Source organism: Mesorhizobium sp. M1050, assembly GCF_040318715.1.
Taxonomy (GTDB): Bacteria; Pseudomonadota; Alphaproteobacteria; order Rhizobiales; family Rhizobiaceae; genus Mesorhizobium.
In genome coordinates this window covers 1-14,545 of sequence record NZ_JAMYMV010000063.1, presented here as the reverse complement: position 1 = coordinate 14,545, position 14,545 = coordinate 1, and the positions used below count along the sequence as shown (strand labels likewise).

Below are 14,545 nucleotides of genomic sequence, written 5' to 3'. Positions count from 1 at the left end.
CTCTAAGCGGAAACGCCGGCCGCCCCGGCACGCGCCAGAAGCCGCTCGGCCAGCCGCAGATGCGGGCGGTCGTACATCTTGCCGTCGATGCCGACGACGCCGGGATTTCCCGCCGCCTTGAACGCCGCGACGATTGCCATCGATTGCCTCACCGCCTCGACCGACGGCGTGAAGGCGGCGTTGATGACCGGCACCTGGTCGGGGTGGATCGCCATCTTACCGGTGAAGCCGTCGCGCTCGGCTTCAGTGCATTCCGCTTTGAAGGCGGCCATGTCGCGAAAATTCGGGAAGACGGTGTCGATCGCCGCGACCTCTGCTGCGGCAGCGGCGAGTATGGTCATGATACGAGCGTGGCGGAAAACGTCAGTGTAGCGGCCATGCTCGTCGCGGACCGCACGTGCACCGATCGCCGCCGACAGATCTTCCGCTCCCCAGGTGAGACCGGCAAGCCGCGCGCTGGTTCCGGCATAGGTCGCGGCCGCCAGCACGCCTGCCGGCGTTTCGGTGATGATCGGCAGGATCTTGATCGCGCCATCGGCCAGGCCGTTTTCGGCCTCGTGCACCCTGAGCTTTGCCGAGAGATGCTGCACATCCTGGCCGCTGTTCGACTTGGGCAGCATGATGCCGTCGGGTCTTGCCGGCACCAATGCCGCCAGGTCGTCATCGGTCAGCCCGATCGACAGATCGTTGACCCTGACATAGATGACTGAGCTGGTTTGCGCCCTGCGTTCGACGATGAAGCGCGCCGCCACTTCGCGCGCCAGCGCCTTGTTGTGCGGCGCGACGGAATCCTCGAGGTCGACGATGACCACGTCGGCACCGGCTCCAAAACCCTTTTCCAGCTTCTTCTGGGAATCGCCGGGGACAAATAGCAGTGAACGCATGTTTCAGGTCGCCTTCTTCAGCATCATCGCTTGCCGCGTGCATTTGGCGACGAGATCGCCGTGCTGGTTGTAGGCGCGATGCTCGAATTCGACGATGCCGCGATCGGGTTTCGACCTGGACTCGCGCACCGAGATTACTGTCGTCTCGACCCGGATGGTGTCGCCATGGAAGACCGGATGCGGAAACACGGTTTCCTTCATGCCGAGATTGGCGACCGTTGTACCGACGGTGATGTCGTTGACCGAAATGCCGATCATCAGGCCGAGCGTGAACAGCGAGTTGACCAGCGGCTTGCCCCACTCGCTTTTGGCGGCGAAGTCGAAGTCGATGTGCAGCGGCTGCGGGTTCAGCGTCATGACCGAAAACAGCATGTTGTCGCTTTCGGTGACGGTCTTGCGCAGCGTGTGCTGGAAGACGTGGCCGACAACGAACTCCTGGAGATAAAGCCCGGCCATTTTCTCTCGCCTCCACTAGCTGACGGTTGATATGCGCTGCACCCAGCGCTCGCAAGCCAGTTAATGAACATGGTGAACCGTTCGTAAACCATTTCTGCCTACCGTCTCCACGGGGCCAGGACCGTTCTGGCAAGGGGCGTAAGCAGGCGGCATGGTTGTTTCGCATTTTTTGAGATGGATTTGCACGGCCAGGGTGACAGAGCGCGCCGCCGCGGCAAGCGCGCTGGCCCGAGCCTACGTCAATTCCGACCTGCCGTTCGAGGACCGTTGCGCCGCGGAGGCGGCGCTGACGCTGTTGCTCGACGATGCTTCGTCGAAGGTGCGGCTGGCGATGGCCGAGGCACTGTCGATGAGCCACCACGCGCCATTGCAGATCATCAGTGTGCTGGCCTCCGACCAGCCGGAAGTCGCCGGCATGGTGCTGGCGCGTTCGCCGCTGCTTACCGACGCCGATCTGATCAACCGCGTGGCCTCAAGTCCGAAGGCGACGCAGAGACTGATCGCCGACCGGCCGGTCGTCTCGATGGCGCTGTCGGCCGCGATCGCCGAGATCGGCGAGGCCGAAGCCTGCGTCGTGTTGCTCGCCAACAGCGGCGCCGACATCGCCTCGCTCAGCTTCCGCCGCATGGCTGAACGCCACGGCCATCTGCCTCTGGTTCGTGAGGCGCTGATATCGGACGCCCGGCTGCCTGCCGACTGTCGGCATATGCTGCTCGTCAAGCTCGGCGAGATGCTGAAAACGTCGCCGTTGGTCATGGCAATGATGGGCGCGGCGCGCGCCGACCGCGTCATGCGCGATGCCTGCGTCAAGGCTTCGGTGACCCTGATCGAGGGCACGCGCCAGGAAGAACATGCCGCACTAATCGAGCATCTCAGGCTGCGCGGCGATCTCACCGCCAGCTTCCTCATCCGCACCATCGCGCACGGCAAGGTCGATTTCTTCGGCTCGGCGCTGGTCGCGCTCAGCCAGCAGTCCGAACAAAGGGTGAGGGCGCTGCTTGCCGGCGGGCACGATGTCGCCCTGCAGGCGTTGTTCCGCAGCGCCGGCCTCGCCGCCGCCACACACGCCATCATCCTGCGCGCATTGAAGATCTGGCGCGAGGTCGCCAACGGCAAGCGCGTCGCCGGTGTGCAGGAGGTCAGCTGGCTGATGCTCAAGGAAGTGGGTGGACAGTCGGCGGAAGGCGATCTGGCCGCGCTGGTCAAGTCGATCCATCTCGACGCGCTGCGCGAGAACGCGCGGGGCCACGCGCTGGCGATCGCCGCCGCCTAAAGTGTATCGATATTCAAGTGATGCCGGCCTGCGAATGACGGTTCCCTGCGCTTCCGGTGCTCACGTACCCCAAAGTACGCTCCGCTCCGGTTCTCGGAACCCACCATTCTCGGCTCGGCCTGACCTGAATCTCGACACACTTGGGCACGCTAGTTACGATCCTTCGCGAAGAAATCCGGAAAATCCTCCATCGCCGCGGCGATGATGCGCAGCGATGCCGCGATCTGCAGCAGGTCGCCGGTGCCGTTTCGCTGGGCGATGTTTGCCGCATATTGGCGGGCGACGGCGACGGTCGACGTCTGCGGATCGCCAGGGGCGCGAAAGAGCAGTTCGCGCGCCAGCGCCCGCAGGAAGTTGGTGATCGAAAGCGCGGTCTCCGATGGGATGGCATGGCTTTGGCTTGCTCCGCGCAGCCGGAGGATCTCCAAGCCAACGGTGACGGCGGCGACGCCACCGCCTAAAACAGCATCGCCCTTGCCGCCGGCATTCTGCACCAGCGGCATCAGCTGGTTGATGCGGTCATAGGCGAGGCTCTCGAAGGCCGAGCGCCTCGGCACACGCTCATGCAGGCAAAGCCGCGCCAAATCCTCGCGCATGGCGCGCACGATGCGGTTGGCCGCGAGCCACGGATCGGCGGGCAACACGACGATGAAGACGCCGATCGCCAGCAGAATGCCGACCAGGATCGATGCCGAACCGGCGAAGAAGGGGCCGGGATCGTAGGTCATCGCCTGATGCGGACTAAGGAAGGCGAGGAAGTTGATGGCGAAGGCTGTCGCCACGCCGACATAGCGTGGATTGGCCATCGCCAGCGCCGTGGGCACCAGGATCGGCACGACAAACAGCATGAACCAGCCGAAGCCGGGCAAGGCGGGCAACTCGATCTGGCCGACAAGAAAGGCAAAGGGCAAAGCGAGCAGTGTTCCCTTGAAGAACCCCCAGGCGACCTGCACAGGATCGGGGCGGGCCGCAAACAGGCTGGATACGACGGCAACGAGAATGACCGTGCCGGCCGCTTCCGACCATTTCGTCGTCAGCCAGAAGGCGGCGACCAGCAAGGTGGCCAAGGCAGCGCGCACGGCATTGCGCGATGCGCCGGAGTAGTCGCGATGCACCACCAGCGCGGGCTGCCTGCTGCCCCGGACCGGGCGCGTGGCGGGCGCGCGCAAGGCATCGAGGCCGCGCAGCACCTGCTTGAACGCCTCGGCGAAATCGGCGGCGATAGTAAGGCGGGTGATGGTGCCGACCCAGTCGTCGCCCTGATCGGTCGGGGCATCGGGCATTTGCCGGGCCTTGGCTGAAATGGCGTCAAGTCGCGTCATCCAGGGCGCGGTGTCGTCCAGCGCGCCGGGTTTCGCAGCCAGTTCGCTGACAAGGGCGTGCAATTCCGATCGCACCGGGATGAGTGCGGCGTTCTTAGGGGCAGCGTGCGAATGCAGCGCGCGTGCCGCCGAGAGGGCCGAGAGCAGCTGTCCGATGGTGCGTCGGACCGGATGGGAGCGCGGCGCAAAGCTCGGCGCTTCCAGCCTGGCATAGGCGCGCATCTCGCCGAGCGTCTGGGTGTCGGCGACCAGCTTTCGGTGCAGGCCGAACAGCGTTGCCGGATCGCCGCCGGAGAATGCGCCGCCGGCGTAAGTCGCAAGATCGAGAATGCAGCGTTTCAGCCGCGAGACGATGGCGTTGCTGGCCAGTCTTGGCAGGATCAGCCGGCTGGTCAGGCCGGCGCAGATGATGCCGAGCACGATCTCGGCACAGCGCGCGACTGCGAGGTCGACGACGAGGTGCGGCTGTCCGAAGGCGGGCAGGCCGATGATCATCGCGGTGTAGCCGGCAAGGGCGGCACCGTAGGCTTCGGGATTGCGCAGCAGCGACGAGACGAAGGTGCAGATGCCTATCCAGAGGGCAAGCACCGTCACCAATACCCAGGGGCCGGTGCCGAACACCGTCGTGATGCCTATCGCAGCCATGCCGCCGACCAGCGTGCCGAGCAACCGGTAGAAGCCCTTCGCCAGCACCATGCCGGCAACCGGCTGGGCGACGATGAACACCGTCATCATGGCCCATTGCGGGTGGTCGAGCTTCAACGCATAGGCGGCCAGCAGCGCGATCAGGCCGGCCGAAACGGTGCGCAGGGCAAAAATCCAATCCGAGCGCGTAGGTTGCGCCAACCCGGAAAACCTTGCCTCGAAATAGCTCGTCAGCCGCGCCCAGATCACACACTGGTCTCCGTATGAGAAGCGCAGGCTAAACCGGCTGGCGGCTAGATATCCAGCACTTCCGTCTCGGCGAATTCGGCGCGTTCCTGGATGAAGCGGAAGCGCGCTTCCGGCTTGGTGCCCATCAGCGCATCGACGGCATCCTTGGTCGCCGTCTCGGCGTCGATCACATCGATCCGAAGCAGCGTGCGCTTCCTCGGGTCCATGGTGGTTTCCTTGAGCTGCGCGGCCATCATCTCGCCCAGACCCTTGAAACGGCCAAGCTCGACCTTGCCGCGCCCGGTGAATTCGGTGCGCAGCAGTTCGTCCTTGTGCGCGTCGTCCCGGGCATAGGCGACCTTGCCGCCTTGCCTGATCGAGTAAAGCGGTGGCACCGCCAGATAAAGGTGGCCGCCACGCACCAGCGCCGGCATTTCCTGGTAGAAAAAGGTGATCAGCAACGAGGCGATGTGGGCGCCGTCGACGTCGGCGTCGGTCATGATGATGACGCGGTCGTAGCGCAAATCCTCATCGCGGTATTTCGACCGCGTGCCGCAGCCGAGCGCCTGAATCAGGTCCGAGATCTGCTGGTTGCCGGCGAGCTTGTCGTTGCCGGCGCTGGCGACGTTGAGGATCTTGCCGCGCAGTGGCAGCACCGCCTGGCTGGCGCGGTCGCGCGCCTGCTTGGCCGAGCCGCCCGCCGAGTCACCTTCGACGATGAAGAGTTCGGCACCGGCCGCGGCATTCTGCGTGCAGTCGGCGAGCTTGCCGGGCAGCCGCAATTTGCGCACCGCGCTCTTGCGCGAAACTTCCTTTTCCTGGCGCCGGCGCACCCGTTCGTCGGCGCGCGCGATTACCCATTCGAGCAGCTTCGATGCTTCCTGCGGATTGTCGGCCAGCCAATGATCGAACGGGTCGCGAATGGCGGTCTCGACAATCCGAATCGCCTCGATCGTCGCCAGCCTGTCCTTGGTCTGGCCGACGAATTCCGGCTCGCGGATGAACACCGACAGCATGCCCGCCGCCGAGATCATGACGTCCTCCGAGGTGACGATGGATGCGCGTTTGTTGCCGACGAGATCAGCATAGGCGCGCAGGCCCCGCGTCAGCACGTTGCGGAAGCCGGCCTCGTGCGTGCCGCCTTCGCCGGTCGGGATTGTGTTGCAGTAGGAATTGATGAAGCCGTCGCCACCGAACCAGGTCACCGCCCATTCGAGCGAGCCATGGCCGCCTTGCTTTTCGCTCTTGCCGGCAAAGATTTCGCGCGTCACCTGGAAGTCGTCGCCGAGCGATGCCTTGAGATAGTCCTTCAAGCCACCGGGAAAATGGAACTCCGCCTTGGCCGGCGTCTGGTCCTTTTCCTTGATCAGCGACGGATCGCAGGTCCAGCGGATCTCGACGCCGCCGAACAGGTAGGCTTTTGAGCGCGTCATGCGGTAGAGCCGCGCCGGTTCGAATGCCGCACCCTTGCCGAAAATCTGCTCGTCGGGGTGGAAGCGGATTTTTGTACCGCGTCGGTTGTGGACCTCGCCCAACTGCTCGAGGCCGGTTACCGGGACGCCGCGCGAGAAGCGCTGGCGATAGAGTTGGCGGCCTCGCGCGACTTCGACCTCGAGATGGTCCGACAGCGCGTTGACCACGGAAACGCCGACGCCATGCAGGCCGCCGGACGTTTCGTAGACCTTCGAGTCGAACTTGCCGCCCGAATGCAGCGTCGTCATGATCACTTCGAGCGCTGGCTTCTTGAACTTCGGATGCGGATCGACCGGAATGCCTCGGCCATTGTCGGTGACGGCGAGATAGCCGTCGGCCGAGAGTTCGACATCGATGAAGGTGGCATGGCCGGCAACCGCTTCGTCCATCGAATTGTCGATGACCTCGGCGAACAGATGGTGCATCGCCTTGTCGTCGGTGCCGCCGATATACATGCCTGGCCGGCGGCGCACCGGCTCCAGCCCTTCCAGCACCTCGATGTCGGCGGCGCTATAGCCCTCGCTGCCGTCCTTTATCGCCGCAGGACGCTTCGTGGCTTGCACCAGCGGATCAGCCGGGCGCGCCGGTGTGCGAACCGGCGGCGACTGCTTGTCAATAGTGCCGAAAAGATCGTTGCTGTCGTCCATGCCTGCCATAGGGTCCGGTGCTGCGAATCACCTCGCGATACTGCCACGCTTTTCAGCGCCAAGCGACCGAGGTTCCTGTTCCGTTCGGGGATCCGGCCCCTCTTACCCCAAAACCATTCGATAACCAAGCCGGCGGAAATAGGTCAAATGCCTCCGCGCAAGATTCCTGATTCTTTAACAATGCCGCCTAGCGTGAGCCCAACAAAACAAGAAACTGCGGGCATCAGGGGTTTCGGCGTGAGGGGCAAGGCCATATCGATGATCGGCATCGCCGCCGTTTTCGGCGCGATCTCGATCTTTGCCGCGGATTTCTGGGTCAAGAGTCAAGCCAGAGCCGATTCCGAAAAGACGGCGTCGATCGCAGCACCCGTCGCCCCTAAGGTCGAATTCAAGACCATCGTGGTGGCGAATGCCCCATTGCGCTATGGCATGGAACTCGACCGCACCAAGCTCAGCGAAATCCCCTGGCCGCAGGACTCCCTGCCACAGGGCGCCTTCGCCACCATAGATGGTTTGCTCGGCGAGGGCAGCCGCGTGGTGCTGTCGCCGATCGAGGTCAACGAACCGTTGCTGCTGACCAAGCTGTCCGGGCCAAACGGCCGCGCGACGCTTTCGAATATGATGACGCCCGGGATGCGGGCTGTGACGATCCGCACCGACGAGATTGCCGGTGTCGGCGGCTTCGTCACGCCGGGCGACCGTGTCGATGTCGTGCTGACGCGCGATGCCGGCGAAATCCAGGAAGTGGCCAAGAATGCTCAGGGAGCGGCCGGGTCGACGGTCACCTCCGAGATCGTCGTTGCCGATGCCAAGGTGCTGAGCGTCGGGCAGGGTGCCGATGAGCGCCAGACGACACCGCAGATTTCCAATTCGGTGACCATCGAGGTGACGACTGACGGCGCGCAGAAAGTGGCGCTGGCCCGCACTGTCGGCACGCTGTCGCTGTCGCTGCGCTCGGCCAGCGAAGGTGGCGACGGCAAGGGCGGCGTCACCACCATCTCTTCGTTCGGCGGATCGGTCGCCTCGAACGTGCAGGCTGCTGCCGGTTCGCTGTTCGATGCCGTGGTGAAAGAGCCGGAGAAACCGAAGTTCAAGACCGTCATCGTGACGCGCGGCACAAAGGCCGAGGAATACCAGGTTCCTTCACGGGACCAAAAATAGAAGCCAGTGGGGACTGGGCGAGGGACGGGACGATGTTGGGGTTGATTACATATCGGGTCGCGGGGCGGTTGCGCGTTTTGCGCACCATGGCTGTCGCGGCTTCGTTGGCTGCCGCCGCGATGCTGGCCTTCGGCACCTCGGCAAGGGCCGACAACGACATCGTCTATGTGTCGTCGACCAAGAATGCGTCGATCAAGGTTGCCAAGGGCAAGCCGAAGACGATCATGACCAGTGCCGCCTTCTACCAGATCGTCATCGGCGATCCGGACATCGCCAACGTCAATCCGTTGACCGATAAATCCTTCTATGTGCTGGGCAACAATCTCGGCACCACGGGCATCGCCCTGTTCGACGAGAAGAAGCAGCTTGTCGGCACCGTCGACATCGAGGTGACGCTCGACACCGACCAACTGGCCAGCACCATCCGCGCCAGCGTGCCGGATGCCAGGATCAAGGTCGGCTCGGCCAATGGCCGTGTCGTGCTGTCGGGCGAGGCGGATGACGCGGTCGCCGCCGACAAGGCAAACAAGATCGCGACGCGCTTTTCCGGCGCCGAAGAGGTGATCAACTCGGTCAATATCTCGTCGTCGCAGCAGGTCCAGCTCAATGTCCGCTTCGTCGAGATCAACCGCCAGGCGGGCCAGGATCTGGGCGCCAAATACGCAGCCAATTTTGCCTATGGCCTTGGTGGCCGTGATGTGACGATCGATCCGGGTACTGTGCCGGCCGCCGGCACCGGCGAGATCATCGGACGGCTGTTGTCGAACGGCGTGTCGATCGATATCGCCATCAAGGCGCTGGAAGAACGCGGCCTGGCGCGGCGGTTGGCCGAGCCGAATTTGATCGCCCGTTCCGGCCAGACGGCAAGCTTCCTTGCCGGCGGCGAATTCCCGATCCCGGTCTCCGAGGACAACGGCAAGATCTCGGTCAGCTACAAGAAATACGGCGTCAGCCTGGATTTCACACCGACCGTGCTGAAGGACGGGCTGGTCAGCCTGGACATCGCGCCGGAAGTCTCCTCGATCGACGCGTCCGCATCCTACAACATAGGCAACATTGCAGTGCCTGGTTTCATCGTGCGCCGCGCCAGGACGTCGGTCGACCTGAAGAACGGCCAGAGCTTCATGATCGCCGGATTGCTGCAGTCGCAGAACGACATCACCACGTCGCGCATTCCGGGCCTCGGCAAGATGCCGGTGCTTGGGGCGCTGTTCTCGTCGAAATCCTATCAGCGGCGCGAGACCGACCTGGTCATCATCGTCACTCCCTATCTGGTCAAGCCGGTCGATCCGTCGAAGAAGCTCGTGGAACCAACCGACGGCACGCAGCCGGCCAGCAACGCCGACTATTTCCTCAACAACACCGAAGAAGTGAAGGGCTCCGATACCGGTCGCACCGTGGCGCTGGCCGACGGCCGTGTCACCCAACCTGCTGCGTCCGCTTCCGCGGGGCATTTCCTCGACCTGCCGAAGGACTGAAGCCATGCGTCTGGTCTTGAGATCGAGTATCGCCTTGCTGCTGGCCGGCCTTGCCGCTGGCTGCACCAGTGACGACTATGTGCGCAGCGAGGGGCCGACGACGGGGGCCGGCGAGGCGCAGGCCGCCAACACTGTCATGCAGATGGTCGATCCCTGGAAATATGGGGTCCAGAACACCAGGCTTAAGGTGCCCGCCCAGCGAGGCAACGTCGACCCCCCCGCTACACCCGATCAGGCGGCCGATGCGAAGGCGTCGCAGAGCGGCACAACCAACTGACCCAACGCGACGACCTGACAGGCTGACAGAATGGCAAACGGCATCAAGACCAGGAAGATCCTGCTCGTATCGACCGACAGGACCTTTGTGCAGGACACCCGAACCGCGTTCGCGGCCTCCGAGGTCATCCATCTCTCGACAGTGGAGAAGCACGTCACCGAGCTGCGCGGCGAAATCCAGGAAGCCGACTTCGGTGCCATCATCGTCGACATGGACGCGGCAAAGCTGGAGGAGGTCGAGTCGCTGCAGCGCATCATGCGCCGGCTGGAAGACAAGGTGCCGGTCGTCGTCGTCACCCAGGAGTTCAACGCGGCCGCGGTGCGCATTCTGGTGCAGCTCAAGGTCGCGGATTTTCTGGTCAAGCCGATCACGACCGCCGATCTTGTGCGATCCGTGGTGCGGGCGCTGCAAGGCCCCGGGCGCGAGGAAAACACCGAATCGCAGATCTACACCTTCATGCCGGCAGCCGGCGGCGTCGGCACCACGACGCTGGCGCTGCAAACCGCCTTCCAGCTGCATCACTCGGTCACGCGGGGCGCGTCGACCTGCGTGGTGGACCTCAATTTTCAGCAGGGCGCCTGTGCCGAATATCTCGACCTCGAACCGCGATTCGACATCACCGAGATCGAAAACCAGCCCGAACGCCTCGACCGGCAACTGCTGGATGTGATGCTGTCCAAGCATGCGAGCGGGCTCTGCGTGCTGGCTGCCCCCACACATCCATCGGAAATGCGCTCGTTCAAGACCGATGTCGTGGTGCGCATGCTCGATCTCGTCTCGGCCTATTTCGACAATGTCGTCATCGATATGCCGCGCACCTGGTTTCCATGGACGGAGACCGTGCTGCTCGGTTCCAACAAGCTCTACATCGTCGCGGAAATGACGGTGCCGTGCCTGCGCCACACGCAGCGGCTGATCCAGGCGGTCTACGAGACCGCCGGGAAGGAAGTGAAGCCAAACGTCATCGTCAACCGTTTCGAACAGAAGATGTTCGACAACGGCATCAAGCAAGCGGACGTCCAGGAAATCCTGGGCGAGCATTTCGTCGGCGGCATAGCCAACAACTACCGGCTGGTGCGCGAGGCGGTCGATCGCGGCGTGCCGTTGCACGAGATCGATCCGAACGCCAATGTCATCAACGATTTGAAGAAGATCATCCTGCCGGAGGAGGCAATCCCAACCCGGGCAAAATCGCGCTCGCTGTTTGGCATGGGCCGTGGATTGCTGAAGAGGAAAGCCGGATGACCAGCCGCTTTTCCACCCTGCAGAACCGCGATTCACGTCCGCAGCGTGCGCCTGAGCCGATGCCGGTCGCCCATCATGCCGTCGTTATTCCGACGAGCCGAAAGGCGTTGCCGGCCAAGTCTGAAGCAGCGCCGGCAAAGAATGCCAACAAGGTGCTCGATGCGCGCGTGCGTATCCACAGGCTGCTGCTCGAGGAGATCAATCTTGTCGCGCTGGAGCGTTTGCCCAAGGGTGAGATGCGCCGGCAAGTGCATGATTTCGTGTCGGAAAAGATCAAACAGGAGCGGATGGCGATCAATACCGTCGAGCTTGACGCGCTGGTTGACGACATCGTCGACGAGATGGTCGGCCTCGGTCCGCTCGAGCCACTGCTCAAGGACCCCGACATCAACGACATCCTGATCAACGGTCACCTGAACTGCTTTGTCGAAAAGAAGGGCAAGCTGCAGCCGGTCCACATTCCGTTCAAGGATGAGGCGCATCTCTTGCGCATCGTCAACAAGATCGTCGCCGCGGTCGGGCGTCGTGTCGACGAATCGCAGCCGATGGTCGATGCACGCATGCTGGACGGCTCGCGCTTCAACGCAGCCATTCGTCCGGTTGCGGTCGATGGGCCGCTGGTCTCGATCCGAAAGTTCTCCAAGAACAAGCTCGGCCTGCACAAACTGGTCGAATTCGGCGCCATTACCCAGAACATGGCCGAGGTGCTGGCGGCGGCCGTGCATGCCCGCAAGACGACGATCATTTCGGGCGGCACCGGCACCGGCAAGACGACCATGCTCAATGCGCTGTCGGCCTTCATTCCGGAAGATGAGCGCCTGATCACCATCGAGGACGCGGCCGAACTCCAGCTGCAGCAACCGCATGTCGCGCGCATGGAGACACGCCCTGCCAACATCGAGGGCCATGGCGAGCTTAAGCAGCGCGACCTGGTCAAGAACGCGCTGCGCATGCGTCCCGACCGTGTCATCCTCGGTGAGTGCCGCGGCGAGGAGGCCTTCGACATGCTGCAGGCGATGAACACCGGCCACGAAGGCTCAATGGCGACCATCCACGCCAACACGCCGCGCGACGCCATTTCGCGGCTTGAGCAGATGCTCGGCATGACCGGCATGCCGATGACAGTGCAGTCGATCCGCAGCCAGATCGCCAGCGCGCTCGACCTGATCGTCCAGCTGACGCGCCTGTCTGACGGCAAGCGCAAGGTGACCAGTGTCGCCGAGGTGACCGGCATGGAAGGCGACGTCATCCAGATGCAGGAGATATTCCGCTTCGTGCGCACCGGCATGGAGGCCGACGGCAGGATCCTCGGCCACTACGAGGCGACCGGCATCCGGCCGCGATTCCTCGAGGATTTGCGGGCGATGGGCATCGAGTTCCCCGGACGATATTTCGAACCCGGCCGGCCGCAGGAGTAGCCAAGTGTTCGACGGATTCAGCGCGATTTATGTCGTCTATGCCGCGGCAGCCCTGACCGGCATCCTGATCGCCGAGGCCTGCTACCTGCTTTATGCCGGCCGCAGCGACAAGCGCACAGCCATCAACCGGCGCATGAAACTGCAGGAAAACAAGATCAGCCAGGAGCAGGTGCTCGTCCAGCTGCGCAAGGAGCGCGGCCTTGAAGCGGGCACGCCGCTGTTCTCGCCGGACCGGTTCCGCGCTTTGCGAATCCAGTCGGGCATGATCATGCCGGTGCCGAAATTCCTGATGATTACCTGCGGCGTGGCGATGGCCATGGCCTTGGTCGCCATCTGGTACGGCTTGCCGCCGCTGATGGGGCTTGTACTGTTTGTGATGCTTGTGCCGATTCTGCCGGTGCTGACGCTGCGTTTCAAGCGCAAGCGGCGGCTGAAGCGGTTCGGCGTACAGCTGCCGGAGGCACTGGAGCTGATCACGCGTGGTCTGAAGGCCGGCCACCCGGTGCCGGTGGCGATCGCCATGGTGGCGCGCGAGATGCCGGACCCGATCGGCTCCGAATTCGGCGTCATCGCCGACGAAGTGACTTATGGCTCCGATCTGGTGTCGGCGCTGAACTCGCTCTTCGACCGGGTCGGTCAGGAGGATCTGCCGCTGTTCGTCACCGCCGTCTCGATCCAGACCAGTTCGGGCGGCAATCTGCGCGAGATCCTCGACGGCCTGGCGACGACGATCCGCGAGCGCGGCAAGCTGCGCCGCAAGGTGCGCGCCATCGCGACAGAGGGCCGGATGTCGGCCTACATCCTGACGGCGGTCCCGGTATTGCTGTTTACCGCCATCATGGCGCTGATGCCGGGCTTCTACCGCGACGTCTGGGACGTGCCAAAGACATGGTACCTGATGGGGGGCTCGATCACCTGGCTGATGCTCGGCAATCTGATGATGTTCAAGATGTCGAATTTCAAGTTCTGACATGCAGGGCTTTGTCGAATTCCTCGCCTCGCTTGCGCCGACCTCGTTGATGCCGGTGGCCGTCCTGCTGCTGGCCGCGGGTGCTGCCGCGTTCGCCTGGCCGATGATGGCGGCGAAGGGCGATCGCAACGAGGTCAAGCGCCGGCTCAAGGTCGATGACGGTCCCGTCGCCGCGAAACCCGAGCCGGTGCAGAAGAAGAATACCGGCGTCGTGCGCGAGAAGGCGGTTAAGAGGGCGCAGGAATTCTACGCCAGGAGCGATCCGGAAAATGTCGCCCGGCTGCGCATGAAGCTTATCCAGGCGGGATATATGGAGCCGCGCGCTGTCGGCATGTTCTTCCTGATCCGGTTCACCGCGATGGTCGGCACGGCAATCGGCGTGTTCGTGCTCAACCGGTGGATGGCGAGCCCCGACGCGACGATGGCCAGCCGCTGGACATTCGTCATCCTGTCAGGAGCGGCCGGCTATTTCCTGCCCGGCCTGGTGCTGAGCCAGAAAGTGCGCGAACGCAGGCGTGAGTACCGCAACGGCTTTCCCGATTTCATGGACCTGATGATCGTCTGCTCCGATGCCGGCATGAGCATGGAGGCCGGCATCGAGCGCGTCTCGAAGGAACTCGCCAAGACCTACCCCGCGCTTAGTCAAAACCTGCAGCTGGTGTCGCTGGAGCTGCGGGCCGGGCGCAGCCTTGACGATGCGCTGAAGGCACTCGCCGATCGCCTCAGCCTGGACGAGGTGCGTTCCTTCGCCACGCTGCTGCAACAGTCCAAGGAACTCGGCACCAGCCTGTCTGGGGCGCTGCGCGTCTTTTCCGACGACATGCGCCACAAGCGCATGTCGCTGGCCGAGGAAAAGGCACATGCGTTGCCGGCCAAGATGTCGGTCCCGGTGGTGGTGTGCATCCTGCCGGTGGTGTTGATGATTGCGGCCATTCCAGTCATCGTCAAAATGACGGCGCACTAGCGAGTGCCCACGGGAGCCCTAGAGCGGGATGAATTTAGGTTGGGCATAGCCAGCCTCGGTGAAGTAATTTCGGCATTCGGTTGACGTGACCTCGCCGAGGATTT

General features: G+C 63.5%; 12 protein-coding genes. 8 read left to right on the top strand and 4 right to left on the bottom strand.

The genetic code is table 11. The annotated features are described in order from the left end of the window. Positions 1-2 precede the first annotated feature (2 nt). Positions 3-884, bottom strand: a complete 882-nt coding sequence (locus NKH57_RS26440; RefSeq protein WP_352948677.1) for an HpcH/HpaI aldolase/citrate lyase family protein — start codon at positions 882-884, stop codon at positions 3-5. 3 nt (positions 885-887) lie between these two features. Beyond that, on the bottom strand, positions 888-1,340 hold the full coding sequence (locus NKH57_RS26435) for a MaoC family dehydratase (protein WP_023757548.1): 453 nt from the start codon (positions 1,338-1,340) through the stop codon (positions 888-890). 151 nt (positions 1,341-1,491) lie between these two features. Here NKH57_RS26435 and NKH57_RS26430 point away from each other — a divergent pair, with 151 nt between their 5' ends. Next, on the top strand, positions 1,492-2,613 hold the full coding sequence (locus NKH57_RS26430) for a DUF2336 domain-containing protein (RefSeq protein ID WP_352948675.1): 1,122 nt from the start codon (positions 1,492-1,494) through the stop codon (positions 2,611-2,613). A 149-nt stretch (positions 2,614-2,762) separates the two neighbouring features. On the opposite strand, the gene NKH57_RS26425 is transcribed toward NKH57_RS26430, so the two are convergent. Both NKH57_RS26425 and parE read right to left on the bottom strand, forming a co-directional pair. After that, positions 2,763-4,829, bottom strand: a complete 2,067-nt coding sequence (locus tag NKH57_RS26425) for an FUSC family protein (protein WP_352948672.1) — start codon at positions 4,827-4,829, stop codon at positions 2,763-2,765. Positions 4,830-4,873: 44 nt separating this feature from the next. Further along, on the bottom strand, positions 4,874-6,928 hold the full coding sequence (gene parE, locus NKH57_RS26420; RefSeq protein ID WP_352948669.1) for a DNA topoisomerase IV subunit B: 2,055 nt from the start codon (positions 6,926-6,928) through the stop codon (positions 4,874-4,876). A gap of 237 nt (positions 6,929-7,165) precedes the next feature. Here parE and cpaB point away from each other — a divergent pair, with 237 nt between their 5' ends. The 7 genes from cpaB (at position 7,166) to NKH57_RS26385 (ending at position 14,441) form a co-directional block, all read left to right on the top strand. After that, positions 7,166-8,089, top strand: coding sequence for a Flp pilus assembly protein CpaB (cpaB, locus tag NKH57_RS26415; protein ID WP_352948667.1), 924 nt, complete (start codon positions 7,166-7,168; stop codon positions 8,087-8,089). An 86-nt stretch (positions 8,090-8,175) separates the two neighbouring features. Continuing rightward, positions 8,176-9,567, top strand: coding sequence for a type II and III secretion system protein family protein (locus NKH57_RS26410; RefSeq protein WP_352607286.1), 1,392 nt, complete (start codon positions 8,176-8,178; stop codon positions 9,565-9,567). Positions 9,568-9,571: 4 nt separating this feature from the next. Beyond that, entirely contained in the window at positions 9,572-9,844 is a 273-nt protein-coding gene (locus NKH57_RS26405) for a hypothetical protein (protein WP_352948664.1), read from the top strand. 30 nt (positions 9,845-9,874) lie between these two features. Beyond that, the gene (locus tag NKH57_RS26400) at positions 9,875-11,089 is read left to right on the top strand and encodes a CpaE/TadZ family protein (RefSeq protein WP_023757541.1); all 1,215 of its coding nucleotides are present in this window, start codon (positions 9,875-9,877) and stop codon (positions 11,087-11,089) included. Beyond that, complete coding sequence (locus tag NKH57_RS26395) at positions 11,086-12,507, top strand: TadA family conjugal transfer-associated ATPase (protein ID WP_352948662.1); 1,422 nt, start codon at positions 11,086-11,088, stop codon at positions 12,505-12,507. Before NKH57_RS26400 ends, NKH57_RS26395 begins: the two co-directional genes overlap by 4 nt. Before the next feature lie 4 nt (positions 12,508-12,511). Next, on the top strand, positions 12,512-13,477 hold the full coding sequence (locus tag NKH57_RS26390) for a type II secretion system F family protein (protein WP_352948659.1): 966 nt from the start codon (positions 12,512-12,514) through the stop codon (positions 13,475-13,477). Between the two features lies 1 nt (position 13,478). Next, complete coding sequence (locus NKH57_RS26385; RefSeq protein WP_023757538.1) at positions 13,479-14,441, top strand: type II secretion system F family protein; 963 nt, start codon at positions 13,479-13,481, stop codon at positions 14,439-14,441. Positions 14,442-14,545: the final 104 nt, after the last annotated feature.

Excerpts from the sequence above, each read along its gene's own strand:
- NKH57_RS26435 (WP_023757548.1), bottom strand. The coding sequence starts at position 1,340 with ATGGCCGGGCTTTATCTCCAGGAGTTCGTTGTCGGCCACGTCTTCCAG.
- parE (WP_352948669.1), bottom strand. The coding sequence starts at position 6,928 with ATGGACGACAGCAACGATCTTTTCGGCACTATTGACAAGCAGTCGCCG.
- NKH57_RS26430 (WP_352948675.1), top strand. The coding sequence starts at position 1,492 with ATGGTTGTTTCGCATTTTTTGAGATGGATTTGCACGGCCAGGGTGACA.
- NKH57_RS26385 (WP_023757538.1), top strand. The coding sequence starts at position 13,479 with ATGCAGGGCTTTGTCGAATTCCTCGCCTCGCTTGCGCCGACCTCGTTG.
- NKH57_RS26395 (WP_352948662.1), top strand. The coding sequence starts at position 11,086 with ATGACCAGCCGCTTTTCCACCCTGCAGAACCGCGATTCACGTCCGCAG.
- NKH57_RS26440 (WP_352948677.1), bottom strand. The coding sequence starts at position 884 with ATGCGTTCACTGCTATTTGTCCCCGGCGATTCCCAGAAGAAGCTGGAA.
- NKH57_RS26410 (WP_352607286.1), top strand. The coding sequence starts at position 8,176 with ATGGCTGTCGCGGCTTCGTTGGCTGCCGCCGCGATGCTGGCCTTCGGC.
- NKH57_RS26405 (WP_352948664.1), top strand. The coding sequence starts at position 9,572 with ATGCGTCTGGTCTTGAGATCGAGTATCGCCTTGCTGCTGGCCGGCCTT.
- NKH57_RS26400 (WP_023757541.1), top strand. The coding sequence starts at position 9,875 with ATGGCAAACGGCATCAAGACCAGGAAGATCCTGCTCGTATCGACCGAC.